This window comes from Galbibacter sp. BG1, assembly GCF_013391805.1.
Lineage (GTDB): Bacteria > Bacteroidota > Bacteroidia > Flavobacteriales > Flavobacteriaceae > Galbibacter.
Map to the genome: position 1 here is coordinate 2888521 of NZ_CP058364.1, position 19091 is coordinate 2907611.

The window sequence follows — 19091 nt, forward strand, 5'->3', positions numbered from 1 at the left end:
TCTTTCTTAGAATTCTTACGGGTTTAATAGTACTTTTTTTCGTGCTGGTGCTTGTTATTAGAAGTCCATGGGGACAAAATCTCATTGTTAATAAAGCCGTCAATTACTTATCAAGTAAGATAGGGACTGAAGTCGCTATCGATAAATTGTATCTCACCTTTTCTGGAAATTTAACTGCGGAAGGAATTTACATTGAAGATGAGAAAGGAGATACCCTCGTATATTCTAAAAAATTGGAGGCCTTTGTGGCTTTATTGCCATTAATTCGGGGTACAGAAATAGATATTAACTATATCGATTGGTCTGGATTAAAAGCAACGGTGACGCGGGACACTTTAGGAAGATTTAATTTTGATTATATCGTAGAAGCTTTCGCAACAGCAGATACTACCAAGCTTGATACTACTGCTAGCGATACCAAATTCAATCTTGGGAAAATTAAATTACAGGATATTGATATTACCTACGATGATAAAATCACCGGAATCGACCTGAAATCAAAACTTGGTAAGATTGATGCAAATATTGAGGTATTCGATTTGGATGCATTACGTTTTGAAGTAGATGGATTCGACTTCGAAGGGGGCACCATTGAGTACGTTCAGGGAATATCTTATAGGGAAGATCCCGATACCACTTCTGCCGCCACGTTGCCCATATTAAGTTTGGAGGATATAAATTTTATGGATATTACTGCGCAATATACTGTAACCGAAGCGCAAACAAATCTATCGGTTTATGTGGACGAACTTACTTTAGACTTGCCAAATCTCGATCTAAATACTCAAGAAATAGAACTCAATGAATTCATCTTGAATAATTCCAAGATAAGTTATGTAGATCAAAGTCAGCCGGAAAAGAAGGATGAAAAAGTTCAGGAAACCGGGCAGGGGCAATCATTTTCTTGGCCAGATTGGAATATAACCTCCAATGTTATTGCTTTAGAAAATAACGAAATTATTTATAAGGTAAACGATTCCATTGTTCCTGAAAATGCATTCAATCCATCCAATATTCAATTAAAGCAGTTAAATCTATTTTTGGAAGATTTTGAATACGAACCAGAAATGGCAAAAGGTGATTTAACGGAATTATCATTTATTGAAAACGGTAATTTCCAGTTAAAAGGGCTTAATTTTCAAATGGACTTAACCAATGAAGTCCTTTCCCTTGCCAATCTTAACGCTGAGACCGGAAGAAGCCGTTTATCTGGGGAAGTATCCATGAAATTCCCTTCCGTAGATGCTTTTATAAATTCCTTTGAACGTACTTTTATGGATATTTCCATTCCCGAAGTTCAATTCAACATAAAAGATGTCTATTATTTCCAGCCTGCCTTAAAAGACAATAAGTATTTGGACTCCCTTTCTCAACGGAATATTTCTGGTGCCTTGGCATTGTCTGGAACTTTAGATAGTTTAAATATTAATGAAACCAACCTAAACTGGGGTGAAGATACGCAGATAAGGCTGAATGGTAGCGTTACATCTGTAACCGAAACAGATAGCCTTTATCTCACCCTATCACAAATGGAAGCGCGAACTTTACGTAAGGATGTATTGAAATTTCTGGATGAAGATTCCTTGGGTATTTCCATTCCAGATACAATTCAGTTATCGGGGAATCTTACTGGAAATCTTCAGCAAATAAAGACTAAAACAACCTTACGGACTTCCGACGGAGTGGTACGGTTAAACGGAAGGTACACCGATTTGAATGAGATTTCATTTGATGCCAACCTCGGTGTAAGAAGATTGGATTTAGGAAAGATTTTAAAGAACGATAAGTTGGGGACGCTTTCTTTCCGCATCAAAACCTCGGGAAAAGGAAATACTTTAAATACCTTAAATGCAGAGTTGTCTTCAGAATTTGATTCCTTGGTTTACAGTGGATATGATTTTTCTTCCTTAAAATTAGACGGAAAAGTAACCAATGGAGAGGGCGATGTGAATTTAGTTTTTAAAGACAATAATTTAGATGTTATTTTAGATACCCATATGGTATTGGATTCTGTAAAATCCAAGTTCGATATTTTTTTAAATGTAAAGGGTGCCGATCTTTACAAACTGGGTATCACAAATAATGACGTCCGCACAGGATTTAAGTTGAGAGCCGATTATAAAGGGGATTTCTCCAATTTCCGATTAGATGGGGATATTTCCGAAGGAGTGGTGGTTTATAAAAACCAATCGTACAATATAGGGGACTTCGATTTTTTTACGAGTATTCAAGAAGAAAATACAGAATTACAGATAAACAGCCTCGTGCTGGATGCCAATTTAAAATCGAATAGCAATCCCGCTGTGTTAACTGAAGCTTTGCAAGAGCAGTTTTATCACTATTGGAAAGACACTGCTTTTGTCGATAGCAGTAGGGTAGAAAAAATGATATATACCCAAATGGATATGAGGGTAAAAGTGCGAAAAACTCCAGCACTCAGTGAAGTGTATTTTCCTGGCATAGAAGAAATGGATTCGCTAACGGTAGTATTAAAGTTCGATGAAGAGCAGCGTACCGTAAATGCAGATTTAAGTATTCCATTTTTGCAATATAATGGAAGTAAGATAGATAGTCTAAATTTAGATATTAACGGAACTGAAAATACGATTGATTTTAACCTTGGATGGCGCGGAATAAATGCCGATCCCATTGCTATTGGCACCACGAGTTTGAATGGGGTATTGAAAAACAAAATCTTAAATCTTTCTTTTCAAAGTTTATCGGAAGATGAAATGGTGGCCAAAATAAATTCCGAAATGCAATTTAAGGGGGATACCATACAATATTCCATAACCCCTGATCAATTAATTCTCAATAGAAAAAATTGGAGCATTCCAGCCAATAATAAAATAAGGTATGCCAAAAAATATATCGATGTGGAAAACTTCGATATTTCCAATGGAAATCAAAAAGTGAGTATTTTGAAGACTACCAACGAAGATGGAAAGGAAAAAATTGGTGCTTCTTTCGATAATTTTACGCTAAGCACACTTCTCAGTATTTTAAATCCCGAAGAGCCAATTGCCAAAGGAATTGTAAAAGGAAATTTAAACATAGAAGATCCTTTTGGAAATGCGGGTTTACAAGCAGATTTAAGAATAAACAACCTTCAGGTGGTGCAAGTGCCTTTGGGAACACTTTCCTTGGAAGCTTCTTCAGAAAATTACAGTGATTACACTTTCGATTTAGCCCTAAAAGAAGGCAATATCGATCTGGATTTAACGGGTAACTACGTTGCGCAAAGTGAAAATGCCTTATTGGATCTCGATTTGAAGCTGAACGATTTTAAAATGAAAGCGATAGAAGGTTTCGTGCCCGATGAAATTGCGAATGCTAAAGGAAGCATTACAGGATCTGCCAAACTTACTGGAACCACCACCGAACCTATTTACAATGGAAAACTTAATTTTGAAGGCGTGGAGATGTTAGTTCAACAACTTAATTCCATGTTTTATATCGACAAGGAGTCACTTACTTTTAATAATGATCGATTCGATCTGGAAAACTTCAGTATTAAAGATAAAGATGGAAATAACTTTAACCTAAGCGGGGCCATACTTACCGAAAACCTTACCAATCCAAGTTTCGATTTAAAACTCAAGGCAGATAATTTTCAAATCCTCAATTCAACAAAAGAAGATAACGAACTTTTTTATGGGAAGGTTGGATTAACTACAGATATTAGCATTCAAGGAGATCTTGAAGTACCAAAAATAAGTGGCGATCTTAAGATAAATGAAGGTTCTACATTTACGGTGGTGGTACCAGAATCGCAATTGGATATTAACGAGAGGGAAGGAGTTGTACTTTTTGTAAACAGGAGTAATGAAAACGATATTTTAACCCGTAGGGAAGCACAGCAACCCACTACCAATGTTCTTGAAAATTTCGATATAGATACCAAAGTAGCCATTGGGAAAGAGTCTACTTTCAAAATTATTATAAACGAACGAACAGGTGATAATTTACAAGTCTCTGGAACGGGCAAATTTAATTTTAAGATGGAGCCCAATGGTAGAACCACCCTTTCTGGACAATACGAAGTGAATAACGGGCATTATGAAGCGAGTTTGTACAATATTGTAAAACGTAAGTTCGACATTGCTGAAGGCAGCAGGATTTCTTGGAATGGAGATCCACTGGAGGCTTCTTTAGACATTAAGGCCGTATACAATGTAAAAACCACTGCAGATGCTTTAATGGCAACCCAGACAACAGATCTCAAACCAAGTGATATGACTGCTTACCGCAGAAAACTACCATTTATGGTGTATTTAAATGTCGATGGGGAATTATTAGATCCAGAGCTTTCTTTTCAATTGGATATGCCAGAAGACGATCAAGGAGCAGCTGGAGGCGCTATTTATGGTTATCTAGAACAGTTGAACAGTCAAGAGGAAGAACTCAATAAACAGGTGTTTTCCTTATTGGTAATGGGTAGCTTTTTCCCTTCCAGCGGTAGTAGTGGAAGTACTGGAGGCCCGGCTTCCATTGCCCGGGATAATATAAACGATGTTTTGTCGGGCCAACTTAATTCCATTTCAGACAAGATTATGGGAGATACTGGGATACAATTGGATTTTGGATTGGATAGTTATACCGACTATCAAACAAATTCCGGAAGAACAGAATTGGATATTAATGCTAGCAAGAGCTTGTTTAACGACCGTTTGGTTGTGCAAGTGGGTAGCGAAGTAGATGTACAGGGCAGTAGCCAAAACTCAAATGGAAATGCGCCGGTAATTGGAAATGTTGGTTTGGAATATTTAATTACCGAGGATGGAAGGTACCGATTACGTGGTTACCGAAAAAATAAATTTGAAGGGATTGTAGACGGAGAAATTATTGTTACGGGTTTATCTATTATTTTTAATAAAGAGTTTAATAAATTTAAAAATCTTTGGAAAAAACAAGTACAAGAAGAAATTGAAAAAAACAGTAAGAATAGCGAAGGGAATAAAGATGAAAATTCGCCAGAAAGTAAACCTCAGTCAACTTCAAAAGTAGATGAAAAAGACAAAAACACTGAGGCCGAAAAAGAAAAGAATGAACCGAATAAAGAGCAGAAGTAATTGAAAAATACCATACCATCATACTATTTTTTTGGATTGTTGATTTCCATTTTGTTGCTGCATGCGTGTAGTGTAAAGAAGTACATCCCCGAAGATGAAGCGCTTTACACTGGCGCAGAAATCAATTTCAAAACTGAAACCAAAATAGAAGACAAAGATGATATAGAAGCGGAGCTCAATGGCCTTTTAAGGCCTGAGCCAAATTCTAAATTTCTAGGAGTTCGGTGGGGACTGCTAACACATTATAAGAACCAGAAAGAGAAACCGGGATTTATTAATAAATATTTAAACAAGAAAATAGGGGAGGAACCTGTTTACCTTTCCAATGTAGATGTTACCAAAACAGAAGACCTCATTCAAAACCGACTTGAGAATCGTGGTTTTTTCAATAATATCATTTCCGCTACTGTAGATAAAAAGAAAAAAACGGCCTCTACGGTTTATCAAGTGGAGGTTTCCAAACCTTATGTATTGGAGACCCTGAGTTTAGATGCTGACAGCTTGGCGGTATCCGATTCTATTCAGAAATCCTTGGATGAAACCTTGTTAAAAAAGGGTTCAAGGTTCGATTTGGCGTTATTTAAAAAGGAAAGACAACGTATTGATACCTATTTAAAGGCCAAAGGATATTATAATTTTAATGATGATTTTTTAATTTTTGAAGCCGATACCAATCAATATGACACTAAGAAGTTCGATTTATACCTGAGATTTAAACAGGAAACCCCGGGAAAATCTAAAATTCCCTATAAATTGAATTCGGTTAAGGTATATGCCAATTATTCGGTGGAAACCGAAAATGTTTCCCAAGACACCGTAACTATTGATGGTGTGGATTACATACAGCACGACGATTTTTTTAAGCCGGAAAGATTAGACCCTTTTGTGCTGTTGGATTCCGGTCAATATTACAATCCACAAACTTCTAAATTTACCAGTAACCGACTTTCAAAAATCGGTATCTATAAATATACTACCATTCGCTACGACAAAGTAAAACCTTTTGAAGAGGGCGATAGTATAGGCCTCTTGGACGCTAAAATATTATTATCCCCAAGAAGTAAACATTCGTTAAGGGCGGAAATACAGGCAAATTCAAAATCGAATAACTATGTTGGGCCTGCCTTGGCGCTTACCTATACCAATAGAAACATTTTTGACGGAGGGGAAATATTTAGTGTTTCTCCACGTTTCGGGTACGAAAAGCAAATAGCCGGAGGAAGCAATGCGGGGTTAACCAGTTTACAGCTCGGATTAAAGACCGATCTTATCTTTCCGAGGATCTTGTTTCCATATAAATTTGATTATGGATTTCAATATGAAGTCCCGAAAACAAAAATTAGTTTGGGACTGGAGTATTTGGATCGGGAAGAATTTTACACAACTACGTCCATTCTGGCAACATTTGGATATACATGGAATGCCAATCGCTTTGTGTATCACGAATTGACTCCGCTTAGTTTTAACTACAGTAGCTTATCGAATGTTTCTGATGAATTTAACGATATTCTTACTGCAAATCCGTTTTTGGCACGAAGTTTCGATCAGAAATTTATAGCCGGACTTACTTATGGATTTGTATACAATGAGATTTCTGATATTAAAAAACGAAACCCAATATATTTTGCTGCTAATTTTGAAATTGCTGGGAATGTTTTGGATTTACTCAGTAGGGATCCAAATGAAGAAGGAGTAAAAGAAGTATTGGGGTTGGAGTATGCCCAATTTGTAAGAACTGATGTTGATTTTAGGTATCAGTACCGAATAAGCAAAGAACAGGCTTTGGTGGCCCGTTTGTTTGGAGGGATAGGAATTGCCTATGGAAATTCGGAAACCATGCCCTACGCAAGACAGTATTATTCTGGAGGACCTTTTAGTGTACGTGCCTTTAGAATTAGGTCTCTGGGGCCTGGTACGTACACAGTACCAGAAGATGAAGAAACTGATCAGACCTTTTTAGATCAAACCGGTGATATTCGTTTGGAAGCGAATTTAGAATACAGATTTCCACTGGTTTCATTCGTAAAGGGAGCGTTGTTTGCAGATGCTGGGAATGTTTGGTTGCGAAAGGAGAATACGGAAATTTCTGGAGGGGAGATTTCTTCCGGATTTTTAAAAGAGCTCGGGGTTGGTGTAGGTGCGGGCGTACGCGTGGATATTCAAGGGTTTGTAATTCGTTTCGATCTGGCGGCCCCGATTCATAAACCCTTTGAGAGACGTTATAATTTTGATCTAAACAATCCCATTTTAAACTTTGCTTTTGGATATCCTTTTTAAAAACGAATCAATATTTATTATCTAATATCGAGTTGAACTCAGAAAATTTCTCATCTTCTGCCATTCGTTTTATTTTATCTGCATCAAAATTTCCTTTTAAATAGAGCAATGAATTGTTGTTGCCCTTACTGTTGTGCAATATAATTTGTTTTATGGTATTGCCCTGTTCTTTAACAGTTAGTAAACTCCTGTTTTCTTCGTTGTTTTTTCGAAAAATATCAGAGTATCCACTTTTGGTGATTTTATCTATTTCGGTGTTGATTTGTTGATTTCTAAGGGAGGAACTAGAGGGGAGGTTCATAAAGCGAATATCCGACACATTTTTCATTACGTCATTCATTTCTGGGGATAAATTTCCAAGAATGGAATACATAAACTTCGGCACCTGAACAGCCGTTACATTGGTATCGTTTTTATGTTTATCGTAGAAGCTTTCTACAGAACTTCCGCAGGAAACAGCTAAAAAAGTAATTAGGAGGAGGCTTACGAATAGGTGTTTTTTAAACATAACGCTTTCATTTCCTTAAAGATAGTAAAAAAATCAAGAGCATGCGTTCCAAAGGGAATCATTGGGTAAGGGGGCTGTAATACTAATTTCTTCCTTTTTAACAGGGTGGGTAAAGGTAAGTTGTCGTGCATGTAAATGAATGCTTGCATCTTTATTGCTTCTATCAAAACCGTATTTTAAATCCCCTTTTACGGGGCAGCCAATGGAAGAGAGCTGGGAACGGATTTGATGATGGCGCCCGGTTTCCAAATCGATCTCCAATAAATAAAAATTATCCAGTGTTTTTATGGTTCTATAATGAAGAATGGCATTTTTACTATCGGGGACTTCATTTTTATGCGCGTAAGATTTATTTTGTTTCGCATTTCTCTTCATCCAATGGATTAAGGTATCTGCAGCATTTGTAGGTTTATTTTTTACCAAGGCCCAATAGGTTTTTTTTGCATCTTTTTGCTGAAAAAGTTTGTTAAGCCTGGGCAATGCTTTTGAAGTCTTTGCGAATAAAACAATGCCCGTTGTTGGTCTATCCAAGCGGTGGACCACTCCCAAATATACGTTGCCAGGTTTGTTGTATTTATCTTTTAAATAGCTTTTAACCACTTCAGAGAGCGGTTTATCTCCCGTTTTATCACCCTGTACAATATCCCCGGCACGTTTATTGACCACGATGATATGATTGTCTTCAAATAAAACTTGGAGATTATTTTTGTCGGAATGTTCAGCCATTTCAGATACCGTGAATAGTTAAATTGTAATGAGATCGATGGTGTTGGAGGTTAATCACAATGTTTACAATTGCTAGAAGTTCGTTTAATACTGTTCCTCTTCATTAGGGAAATCGCTACTTTTTACATCGTTTACATATTGGGAAATCGCATGGGTCATTTCGTCATAGAGGTTCATATAGCGACGCAGAAACCGAGGATGAAATTCATGGGTCATCCCCAATAAATCGTGTAGCACCAACACTTGGCCGTCAACACCATTTCCTGCACCAATGCCAATTACGGGAATGGAAACCGATGCGGCTACTTCTTCAGCCAGTTTTGCTGGGATTTTCTCTAAAACGATAGCAAAACATCCCGCTTTTTCCAGTAATTTGGCATCTTCTTTCAATTTAATAGCCTCTTCTTCCTCTTTAGCCCGAACAGTGTAGGTACCAAATTTATAAATAGACTGCGGGGTAAGTCCTAAATGTCCCATAACTGGAATTCCGGCGTGAAGAATACGTTTTATGGATTCTTTTATTTCTTTTCCACCTTCGAGTTTTACGGCATGTGCACCGCTTTCCTTCATTATTCGAATGGCAGAACGCAAAGCTTCTTTGGGATCTGATTGATAGCTACCAAAAGGTAAATCCACTACCACCAAAGCTCTATTGATAGCCCTTATCACCGAAGAGGCATGATAAATCATTTGGTCTAAGGTAATGGGAAGCGTAGTTTCGTGCCCGGCCATGACATTGCTGGCAGAATCCCCTACTAGAATTACATCAATACCCGCACCGTCAACAATTTTAGCCATAGAAAAATCGTAAGCCGTTAGCATGGAAATTTTTTCACCATGTTGTTTCATTTCAATGAGCGATTTAACGGTAACTCTTTTATATTCTTTCTTTGCAACTGACATACGAAATAATTTAGAGTGTAAAATTACAGTTTTCAAAAGAAATTTTACAGCGATTAGGGTTTTTATTCCTCCAACGACCGTTTCTTGCTCTTTTTCTCCTTGTTTTAAGAGTTGGTAGTTAGATCAAATTCTACTGAGGAGCAAGTTTCTGTGATTTCTCTTCTGAGGCTTCGGGATGGAAATGACTGGCACCGTACTTTATACTTAATACATTGTACTTTGTACTTCTTGCTTCAAATCAAATCATTCCTAATCGGGAGATCGCCACAGGACTTCGTCCTTCGCGAAGACGATTAGATTGAATTGGAGAAAACGGAGAAGTGATAAAAGAAACACCAAACTCAATTTACGTCATTACGAGCGGAACGAAGTGAAGCGTGGTCCCGCCTGCTAGGTGGTCAGGAATCTCCTGATTGAATACTGCATGTTGGAAATAAGTTTGCAGTCATGTCGATATCGACCTTTAGCGTCGGTAGAGACATCCCATCCTACTAAGGGCAAGTTTATGAGATTACTCTCCCAAGGTTTCGGGATTGAAATGACTGGCTACCTACTTTGTACTTTAAATCAAATTACCCAAATAACAGCATCTACCAACCATCAACTAAAAGCTCAAAACCCAGAAACCATTCCATTTCACAAACTAACATCAACCTTTTAGAAATATAACTTGCGGTAGACAGCATTTATAGTATTTTTGGAGTTCATATGTTGCCGAAAAAATCCATGATACCTATTGATGACTTATTAAATACAGCTGTAAAAGCTTCCCTAGAAGCCGGTGCTGAGATTTTGAAGGTTTACGAAAGGGACGATGTTGAAGTCTCCTCTAAACAGGATAATTCTCCGATTACGTTGGCCGACAAAAATGCAAATCGGATTATTGTAAGTCATTTACAAGAAACGGGCATTCCGATTATCAGTGAAGAAAGTAAGGCTTTGGATTACGAAGAGCGGAAAAAATGGAAGCGTTGTTGGATTGTAGATCCGTTGGACGGTACCAAGGAATTCATCAAAAGAAACGGAGAGTTTACGGTCAATATTGCTTTAGTGGAAGACGGAGCCCCAATTTTAGGGGTAATTTATGTGCCAGTGACTAAAATGCTATATTTTTCAGATGTGAAAAAGAAAAAAGCCTTCCGTTTGCGATTGGAACATTTTTCAGAAGGTTATAAAACGTTAGCAAAAGAGTTGCCTCAAAAAAGGGAATTGACTTCCGAAGTAAAAATAGTGGGAAGCCGTTCTCATTTTTCTTCGGAAACAAAGAAATATATTGAGAAATTAAATGATGATGGAAAGAATATCACCTTCGTTTCGGTGGGCAGTTCGCTGAAATTTTGTTTATTGGCGGAAGGAAAAGCAAATGTATACCCAAGATTTTCGCCTACCATGGAATGGGACACCGCTGCGGGGCATGCAATTTGTAAGGCGGTAGGTTTTGAAGTATTGCATAGCGAGACCAAAAAACCATTAACCTATAATAAAAAAGAGCTGGTAAACCCATCTTTTGTTTGTGAAACTCGATTTTGAGAACCAGCCTTGTGCTGGAAACTCAAAATTGAAAGTTGAACAAATCCCGCTATTTTCAGCGGGATCTAAAATTTAATCTTTTTTTGTTGAAGTGAAAATGAGTTATTTTTATGTTCTTTTGAAATGTTTTTTCCTGTCTGCATTCGGAGTGGTGAACTGGTTGGGTTTGTTTTTTCATCAATTGAAATCGACGGAGGAGATTCATGAATCCCTTGTGGGAAAAATAAAAAAGGAGTGAACTAAAAAATGAACAGACTGTTTTAAATTATATTGATTTGAGTTCTTGAATGAATGCAAGATAAAAGTAGAAAAAGACACATAGCCAAAGCCATTACCTGGCGGATAGTAGGTACTATAGATACAATTTTATTGTCGTGGATAATTTCGGGTAATCCCTTTACAGGATTAAAAATTGGCTTCGCAGAAGTGATTACAAAAATGATTTTGTATTATTTTCACGAGCGTATTTGGTTTAAAGCCAATGTTCCCGAAAGTAAAAAGCGTCATTTATATAAAACGCTTACTTGGCGGGTCCTGGGAACGATTGATACCATGCTGCTGGCTTGGATAATTTCGGGTAATCCGCTTACAGGGTTAAAGATTGGCTTTGCGGAAGTGGTTACAAAAATGATATTATATTATCTGCACGAACGGACATGGTATAAAATTAATTTCGGATTGGATAAACGTAAAAGCAACGCATAAAAGTGGGAGAGGATTTATATCCATATCAATTTAAAACAACGCAAGAGGACCGCAATTTGTTAAGCGGACACCGTTCGTTGCTTATTTGGTTTACCGGATTATCGGGTTCGGGCAAATCCACTATTGCCGATGCGTTGGAGCAAAAATTAATTTCAGAAAAAGTACGCACTATGGTTTTGGATGGTGATAATGTGAGAGGAAGTTTGTGCAAAGGGTTGGATTTCAGTGCGGAAGATCGTTCTGAAAATCTACGCAGGGTTGCCGAAATAGCTGATTTATTATTGAAATCTGGAGCGGTTGTTTTGGCAAGTTTCGTATCACCCTACAAAAAAGATAGAGAATATGTAGAAAAGACAATAAAACCTAATATATTTGTCGAAGTATTTGTAAATACAAGCTTGGAAACCTGCAAAAATAGAGACCCAAAAGGCTTGTACAAAAGGGCAGAAGAAGGTGTTTTAAAAAACTTAACTGGGTTTAATGCTCCTTATGAAATCCCAGAAGCGGCGGATGTGGTTGTGGAAGAAAATGATAGTGTGGCGGAAGCCGTTGAAAAAATATATAACAAAGTAAAAGATAAATTATACCTCTAAATGAGTAAGTATTATTTAAATTATTTAGACGAATTAGAATCGGAAGCAATTTATGTTCTTAGGGAAGTATGGGCACAGTTTGACAATCCGGTTATTTTATTTTCCGGAGGAAAGGATTCTATTGTAGTGACCCATTTGGCTAAAAAAGCATTCTACCCTGCAAAGATTCCGTTTGCCTTGATGCACGTGGATACGGGACATAATTTTCCAGAGACCATTAAATTCCGCGACGATTTAATAGAAAGTCTCGGCGTCCGACTTATAGTTGGTTCGGTTCAAGAATCTATTGACCAAGGACGTGTGGCAGAAGAGAAAGGGAAAAACGCCACGCGTAATGCGTTGCAGATTACCACTTTGTTGGATGCTATTGAAGATAATAAAGTTGACTGTGCTATTGGTGGTGGTCGCCGTGATGAAGAAAAAGCACGTGCCAAGGAGCGTTTCTTCTCTCATCGGGATGATTTCGGTCAGTGGGATCCTAAAAACCAGCGTCCGGAATTGTGGAATATATTTAACGGAAAGCAATTCGAAGGAGAGCATTTCAGGGCTTTTCCTATCAGTAATTGGACAGAGATGGATGTTTGGAACTACATCAACAGGGAAAACATTCAAATTCCGTCCTTGTATTTCGCTCACGAGCGCAAAGTAGTTTGGAGAAGCAATTCGTGGATTCCGTATTCTGAATTCCTTCAGTTAGAAGAAAATGAAGAAGTGGTAAGTAAGAAAATCCGTTTTCGAACTTTAGGTGATATTACCATTACCGGAGGAATAGAAAGTGATGCCGATACTGTTGAAAAAATAGCGCAGGAAGTATCTGCCATGCGACAAACCGAGCGCGGTAACCGTTCCGACGACAAGCGTTCTGAAACCGCCATGGAAGACCGGAAAAGACAGGGGTATTTTTAAAGGCCCCCTATATCCCCCGAAGGACTATGTTGATAGAGCAGGTTAAACACTGTTGTCATGCTGAGCCTGTTTAAAGGTGTGTTAAAAAGAGCAAGTAATAAGTCTTGTCATGCTGAGCTTGTCGAAGCACATTCGCAGTAACAAGCTTCATTATGTCGAAAGGATATTTAAATGAACAGAACAGAAATGTCATCCTGAGCTTGTCGAAGCATATTTGTAGCAACGCACTTATGTGTATAGTGAAGAAAATTGAAATAAAAAGATTTGAAATGTCATGCTGAGCTTGTCGAAGCACATTTGCAGTAACAAGCTTCAGTATGTCGAAAGGATATTTAAATGAACAGAACAGAAATGTCATCCTGAGCTTGTCGAAGCATATTTGTAGCAACGCACTTATGTGTATAGTTAAGAAAATTGAAATAAAAAGATTTGAAATGTCATGCTGAGCATGTCGAAGCATAATTTATTAAAATGAAAATTTATTATGTCTATATATTGCAATGTAAAGACGATTCTTACTATATAGGAATAACTTCAAATCTTTTAGGTAGAATTGTGAGTCATAATGAAGGGAAGAAAAAGGATGCTTATACATATACCAGAAGACCTGTAGAATTAAAATGGTTTGCCGAATTCACTGATGTAAATTTAGCAATAAAAAAAGAAAAACAATTGAAAGGCTGGAGTAGAAGGAAGAAAAAAGCTTTGATTGAAGAGGATTGGGATAGGTTGATAGAGTTTTCAAGGAATTATAAGGAATTTGGGAATGGAAGCCCTTCGACTCCCGAAGCTTCGGGACAAGGTGACATAGAGATTTCAAATGAAAAATAAGGGTGAGATGCTTCGACAAGCTCAGCATGACCTCTTAAAAAACAAAATAGACAAAAAAAAGAAAGCGAAATAAAATTCGAATTAATTCGCATTAATTAGTGACATGCAGATAGACAACAACCAATTACTAAGATTTACCACAGCGGGAAGTGTGGACGATGGAAAAAGTACGTTAATAGGAAGGCTTTTATTTGATTCCAAATCGATTTTCGAGGATCAGTTGGAAGCGATTGAAAGTACCAGTAAGAAAAAAGGTCATAATGGAGTAGATTTAGCTTTGTTTACCGACGGATTAAGGGACGAGCGCGAACAAGGAATCACCATTGATGTGGCATACCGCTACTTTACCACGCCTAAGCGTAAGTTTATCATTGCTGATACGCCCGGTCATATTCAATATACCAGAAATATGATTACGGGAGCCTCAACGGCCAACGCCGCCATTATTTTGGTGGATGCGCGCCATGGGGTTATCGAACAAACTAAGCGACATGCTTTTATTGCATCTTTGTTACAGATTCCGCATATTATTGTGTGTATCAACAAAATGGATTTGGTGGAGTTTAAAGAAGAAGCATACGATAAAATTATCGCTCAGTTCGAAGAGTTTTCTTCAAAATTATTGGTAAAAGACGTACGTTTTATTCCAATTAGTGCCTTATTGGGCGACAATGTGGTAAAGCGCTCTGAAAATATGGGTTGGTACCAAGGCGCACCTTTGTTACATACCTTGGAAACCATGCATATAAGCAGCGATATTAATAAAGTGGATGCTCGTTTTCCTGTGCAAACTGTGTTGAGACCACAAAGCGACGAACATAGGGATTATCGCGGATACGCAGGTAGAATTGCCAGCGGAATCTTTAGAAAAGGTGATGAAATTACCGTGATGCCATCAGGTTTTACCTCAAAGATAAAATCGATAGATACTTTTGAAAATGAATTGGAAGAAGCTTATGCACCAATGTCAGTTTCTATTACTTTGGAAGATGATATAGACATTAGCCGTGGGGATATGATTGTGCGAACAAAAAACAAACCCGAGTCGTCTCAAGATTTGGAAGTGATGTTATGTTGGTTGAACAATGAAGCCGCCAAACCGAGGACCAAATATGTAGTAAGGCATACATCCAATGAGCAGATGGCGATGGTAAAAGAGGTTATTTATAAGATTGATATCAATACTTTAGCCAGAAGCAGTGAAGATAAAGAAATGGGGATGAACGATATCTGCAAGGTAAAATTACGAACCACCAAGCCATTATTGTTCGATTCATACAGAGAAAACCGAAACACCGGAAGCTTAATCCTAGTCGACCCCGCGACAAACCAAACCGTTGCTGCAGGTATGATTGTGTAATCCTGTCCCGATGCTTCGGGAGTTTCAGGATCTTCAAATGTCACCCTGAAACTTGTGCTGAACGCAGCTTCAGTATGTCGAAGGGTAATTAATGAATCCAGCTTCAGCACTTTACCTGTCATGCTGTCCCGAAGCTTCGGGAGTCGAAGTATGAGCGCCTGTGCTGAACGTAGCTTCAGTATTTCAAAGCATTGTGTACATTAAGTGTTATGCAGATACCAGAATTCAGCAGCCACTAGTGGTGAGTGTTCAGTAGGTAATAAATTACTGCCGACTGCGACTGTCAACTGTTTACTATAAAACTTAGGCACTTTGTACCTGCGCAACCGCATCATCAACCTAATTAACAGGCAACTCAATCAAGCAATTTACGAATTCCGATTTCCGTCATTACGAGCGGAACGAAGTGAAGCGTGGTTCCGCCCCCCGGCAGGCAGGAATCTCCTAATTGGCAACTGGGGGGTCGGAAGATGGAAAGGATTGTTAAGTCATTTCGATGACGACCGGAAGGATAGGCAGAGAAATCCCATCCTGTTCTGGAAGTACAAGGTTAGAAATACAAAGTACGAAGTTGCATGTTTGAAGTGTCTAGTTCAACCTTACTGAACACTGATTACTGGCCACTGCCCACTTCAACCTCTTTGTACCTCGTACTTCCTACTTCGTACTTTTTAAAGACTTCTCCTCATTAGAATTCATGTTTTAAATTTTTTCCTGGTCTATTGTCAAATATCGTATGGAATCCAAAATCTCCATTTCATCATGGGGTATAAGGTCAAGGATATAGCCAAGAACTTCTTTTATATTATGTTCTGGCTCTGGGATTAAACGGGTAGAGTAGGTATCTGCCTCCAATGCCAATAAACATACCTTTAACAGATTCGCTATTATATAAGAAGTATCCAGATATCCTTTGGTTATCAGTCCTATAGTATAATTTCCCTGTGGAAAATGATAAGGTTTCAGGGAAGGAAAATCCTTATCATTCAAAGAGTTGATAAGCTTAATAAGCTCTTTGCGTTTACTTTGGTCTTCTTTTTTCATGATTTCTAGTGTTTAGTGTTAGGTAGGAAAGAAAGTTTAAAATTTAGATGTATCGAACCAATTGGGATAGTAGAATACCAAACATGATTGGTATTTTACCAATAGCGGTAGCGAATTTTCCAATATATTTATATACCATTTTTTACAAATTGTATTATATTTACACTATGAGTGTAGCAACAAAACCAAACCACATAGGAAGAAAAATAAGCCGTATCCGTGAATTAAGGGGGATGAAGCAGGAAGCCCTTGCTATGGAACTGGGCATTAGCCAACAAAGTGTTTCCTTAATGGAGCAAAGCGAAACTATTGAAGATGAAAAATTGGAACAGGTTGCCAAGGTTTTAGGGGTAACAAAAGATGCTATTGAAAACTTCTCTGATGAATCTGTACTCAATATAATATCTAATACATTTCATGATAATTCAGCTTTAAACGGTGTTTTGTATAACCCAACATTTAATCCTATCGACAAAATCATGGAATTAGTTGATGAAAACAAAAAATTATATGAACGTTTATTAGCTGCCGAAAAAGAAAAAGCAGCTTTTTTGCAAAAATTATTGGATAAGAAGTAATTATTTTTCATAATTTCTGCTGTCAGGCTAAGCGCCTGTGTGGAACGTAGTTTCAGTGTGTCGAAGACTAGTAATGAATTCATCTTCAGTGTTTTACCTATCATACTGTCCCGAAGCTTCGGGAGTTTCAGCATCTCACTCAAATCAATTCCGACTTACGTCTCCACGAGCGACCTTTGCGAGCGTGGTCCTGCCTGCCAATCCGGGTAGGGGTCTACTGAATGGAAATATCGCTCCAAATCGTGAGATCGCCACAGTCCGTTCGCCTTGCAGACGTCCGTCCTTCGCGAAGACGATAGTGCCCATTGACACTGGCCACTTCAAACCTCTTCGTACCTTGTACTTCGTACTTTTTAAAGACTTTGTACCCCTGAACCTTTACCAACTTCTTTGAATCAATCAACACTATCAACCATTGAACCAATTAACAATTAACGAAAGCCCTGCCTACTTTAAAATAATCGTTCATTATCTCACCCAGCAGCCAGCACAAAGCCTTAACAATTAAACAAATTAAGCCAAGGCGAGTTTGCAGTCATCAGTAGCCAGTATTAAGTATACAACCTCGGTCCAAGCACACGAGGCATTATAGAATGAAAAAAACAAGAATCTTTCGATGCAAGCGACGGAGCATTATAAATCTCACTTAGTGAGTAAAAAACTTGTCCACGGGAACTGAGTGCAGCTTTGTACTTCGTACTCTAACAAATGAAATGTAGTGCTGGAATGTCTAATTTAGTTGGTACGGATTTATGTGATAAACTTAGATTTGTATTATGAACAGTAAGAATTACGACCAAGAATTTAAAGCTACCATTCTAGAGCTGTTGGGTACCGGCAGAACGGTCAAGTCCCTATCGGATGAGTATGGTGTCAGTCAAGCCTCCATTAACAGATGGAAAAGTATGTCAAAAACATCGGGCAGTATAAATACTTCTTTGGGAGGTGAAGAAAACCAGAGGATCAAAGCCTTGGAAAAAGAGCTGAAAGATGTGAAGTTGGAACGCGATATCCTAAAAAAGGCGGTAAGCATCTTTTCCAAGAGCGACAGGTGATATACGGTTTCATTAAAGACCATAGAGGCAGATTCCCTGTTGGAAAGATGTGCAAATGCATGCGGGTGAGCAAGAATGCCTACTACACTTGGCTAAGGGCAGGCCAGGGCTGCAGGCCCAATAGTGGCCTGGATGGCTTAAAAGAAAGGATCCGGGAAGTATACCATGGCAGTAACCGGATATATGGCAGTTCAAGAATCCAGAAAGTACTGGAAAGGCAGGGTGTGTTTTATAGCAAGTCCTACATTGCCCTTTTGATGAAAAAAATGGGGCTTAAAAGTATTTTAAGCAGGAAGTTCAGGGTGACCACGACCGATTCGGGGCATTCGTTCCCGATTGCAGAAAACCTACTGGGAAGGGACTTTACCAGCGATAGCCTCGGCGAGAAATGGGTATCGGACATCACATACATCAAAATAGGGAATGGCTGGAATTACCTGACAACAATATTGGATTTGGCGGACAGAAAAGTGCTTTCATGGGTCTTAAGCGAAGATATGACCGTAGAGAACACCGTTTACAAAGCATGGAGCCTGGCCAGAAAAAGAAGGGAAATAACGGACAACCATCTTTTCCATTCGGACCAAGGGAGCCAGTACGCCTGCCACAGAATGGTGTCCCTTTTTTACATGAGCCCTAAAATAACCCAGAGCATGAGCAGGAAGGGAAACTGCTGGGACAATGCCGTGGCGGAAAGCTTCTTTAAGACCATAAAATACGAATGCATCTATAGGCATAGCTTCAAATCGTACCTGCAGGCTTACCAAATTATTGAGAATTACATCCAATGGTACAACAACGTCAGGATACATTCAGCCTTGGACTTTAAAACACCAGCTGAAAAGGAGTTGGAACTAAAAATTAAAAAGATGTATAACGTAGCATAAAAATAGTACCAAATTTATTAGGTAGTCCATGCGGAGCTGGTTTTCCTTGTACACTGGGCATTAACTACAGTACTCCGCTCATGCTTTCCATTTTTTATGTAACTTTAAACAAACAA

15 protein-coding genes are annotated in these 19091 nt (G+C 38.3%); 11 read left to right on the forward strand and 4 right to left on the reverse strand.

Features of this window, described 5'->3' with window-relative positions:
• Positions 1-41: 41 nt before the first annotated feature.
• On the forward strand, positions 42-5072 hold the full coding sequence (locus HX109_RS12505) for a translocation/assembly module TamB (protein WP_178952497.1): 5031 nt from the start codon (positions 42-44) through the stop codon (positions 5070-5072).
• A complete protein-coding gene (locus tag HX109_RS12510) occupies positions 5073-7349 on the forward strand; it encodes a BamA/TamA family outer membrane protein (protein ID WP_178952499.1) in 2277 nt (758 codons plus the stop codon).
• Between the two features lie 7 nt (positions 7350-7356).
• Here the strand turns inward: HX109_RS12510 and HX109_RS12515 are convergent, their stop codons facing one another.
• From HX109_RS12515 to panB, 3 genes are all read right to left on the reverse strand, one after another.
• Positions 7357-7857: a DUF4252 domain-containing protein gene (locus HX109_RS12515; RefSeq protein WP_178952501.1), complete on the reverse strand. Its 501-nt coding sequence runs from the start codon at positions 7855-7857 to the stop codon at positions 7357-7359.
• Between the two features lie 33 nt (positions 7858-7890).
• A complete protein-coding gene (locus HX109_RS12520) occupies positions 7891-8583 on the reverse strand; it encodes an RluA family pseudouridine synthase (RefSeq protein WP_178952503.1) in 693 nt (230 codons plus the stop codon).
• Between the two features lie 84 nt (positions 8584-8667).
• A complete protein-coding gene (gene panB, locus HX109_RS12525) occupies positions 8668-9486 on the reverse strand; it encodes a 3-methyl-2-oxobutanoate hydroxymethyltransferase (RefSeq protein ID WP_178952505.1) in 819 nt (272 codons plus the stop codon).
• A 505-nt stretch (positions 9487-9991) separates the two neighbouring features.
• On the opposite strand from panB, the gene HX109_RS12530 reads away from it, so the two are divergent.
• The 7 genes from HX109_RS12530 to cysN all read left to right on the forward strand — a co-directional run bounded on the left by HX109_RS12530 (position 9992) and on the right by cysN (position 15411).
• The gene (locus HX109_RS12530; protein ID WP_178952507.1) at positions 9992-10147 is read left to right on the forward strand and encodes a hypothetical protein; all 156 of its coding nucleotides are present in this window, start codon (positions 9992-9994) and stop codon (positions 10145-10147) included.
• Between the two features lie 65 nt (positions 10148-10212).
• Positions 10213-11016, forward strand: coding sequence for a 3'(2'),5'-bisphosphate nucleotidase CysQ (gene cysQ / locus HX109_RS12535; protein WP_178952509.1), 804 nt, complete (start codon positions 10213-10215; stop codon positions 11014-11016).
• Between the two features lie 291 nt (positions 11017-11307).
• Positions 11308-11721, forward strand: coding sequence for a DUF2061 domain-containing protein (locus HX109_RS12540; RefSeq protein WP_178952511.1), 414 nt, complete (start codon positions 11308-11310; stop codon positions 11719-11721).
• Between the two features lie 2 nt (positions 11722-11723).
• On the forward strand, positions 11724-12314 hold the full coding sequence (cysC, locus tag HX109_RS12545; protein ID WP_178952514.1) for an adenylyl-sulfate kinase: 591 nt from the start codon (positions 11724-11726) through the stop codon (positions 12312-12314).
• Positions 12315-13220, forward strand: coding sequence for a sulfate adenylyltransferase subunit CysD (gene cysD, locus HX109_RS12550; protein WP_178952516.1), 906 nt, complete (start codon positions 12315-12317; stop codon positions 13218-13220).
• A gap of 471 nt (positions 13221-13691) precedes the next feature.
• Positions 13692-14051: a GIY-YIG nuclease family protein gene (locus HX109_RS12555; protein WP_178952518.1), complete on the forward strand. Its 360-nt coding sequence runs from the start codon at positions 13692-13694 to the stop codon at positions 14049-14051.
• Between the two features lie 103 nt (positions 14052-14154).
• Entirely contained in the window at positions 14155-15411 is a 1257-nt protein-coding gene (gene cysN, locus HX109_RS12560) for a sulfate adenylyltransferase subunit CysN (RefSeq protein ID WP_178952520.1), read from the forward strand.
• Between the two features lie 702 nt (positions 15412-16113).
• Here the strand turns inward: cysN and HX109_RS12565 are convergent.
• The gene (locus tag HX109_RS12565) at positions 16114-16455 is read right to left on the reverse strand and encodes a hypothetical protein (protein ID WP_178952522.1); all 342 of its coding nucleotides are present in this window, start codon (positions 16453-16455) and stop codon (positions 16114-16116) included.
• A 167-nt stretch (positions 16456-16622) separates the two neighbouring features.
• Here HX109_RS12565 and HX109_RS12570 point away from each other — a divergent pair, with 167 nt between their 5' ends.
• Positions 16623-17033, forward strand: a complete 411-nt coding sequence (locus HX109_RS12570) for a helix-turn-helix domain-containing protein (RefSeq protein ID WP_178952523.1) — start codon at positions 16623-16625, stop codon at positions 17031-17033.
• A 776-nt stretch (positions 17034-17809) separates the two neighbouring features.
• Positions 17810-18975 (forward strand): IS3 family transposase gene (locus HX109_RS12575; protein ID WP_178952525.1). Its coding sequence is split into 2 segments (ribosomal slippage): positions 17810-18047 and positions 18047-18975, totalling 1167 coding nucleotides; the frame shifts between segments, so codons are not numbered across the junction.
• Positions 18976-19091 lie beyond the last annotated feature (116 nt).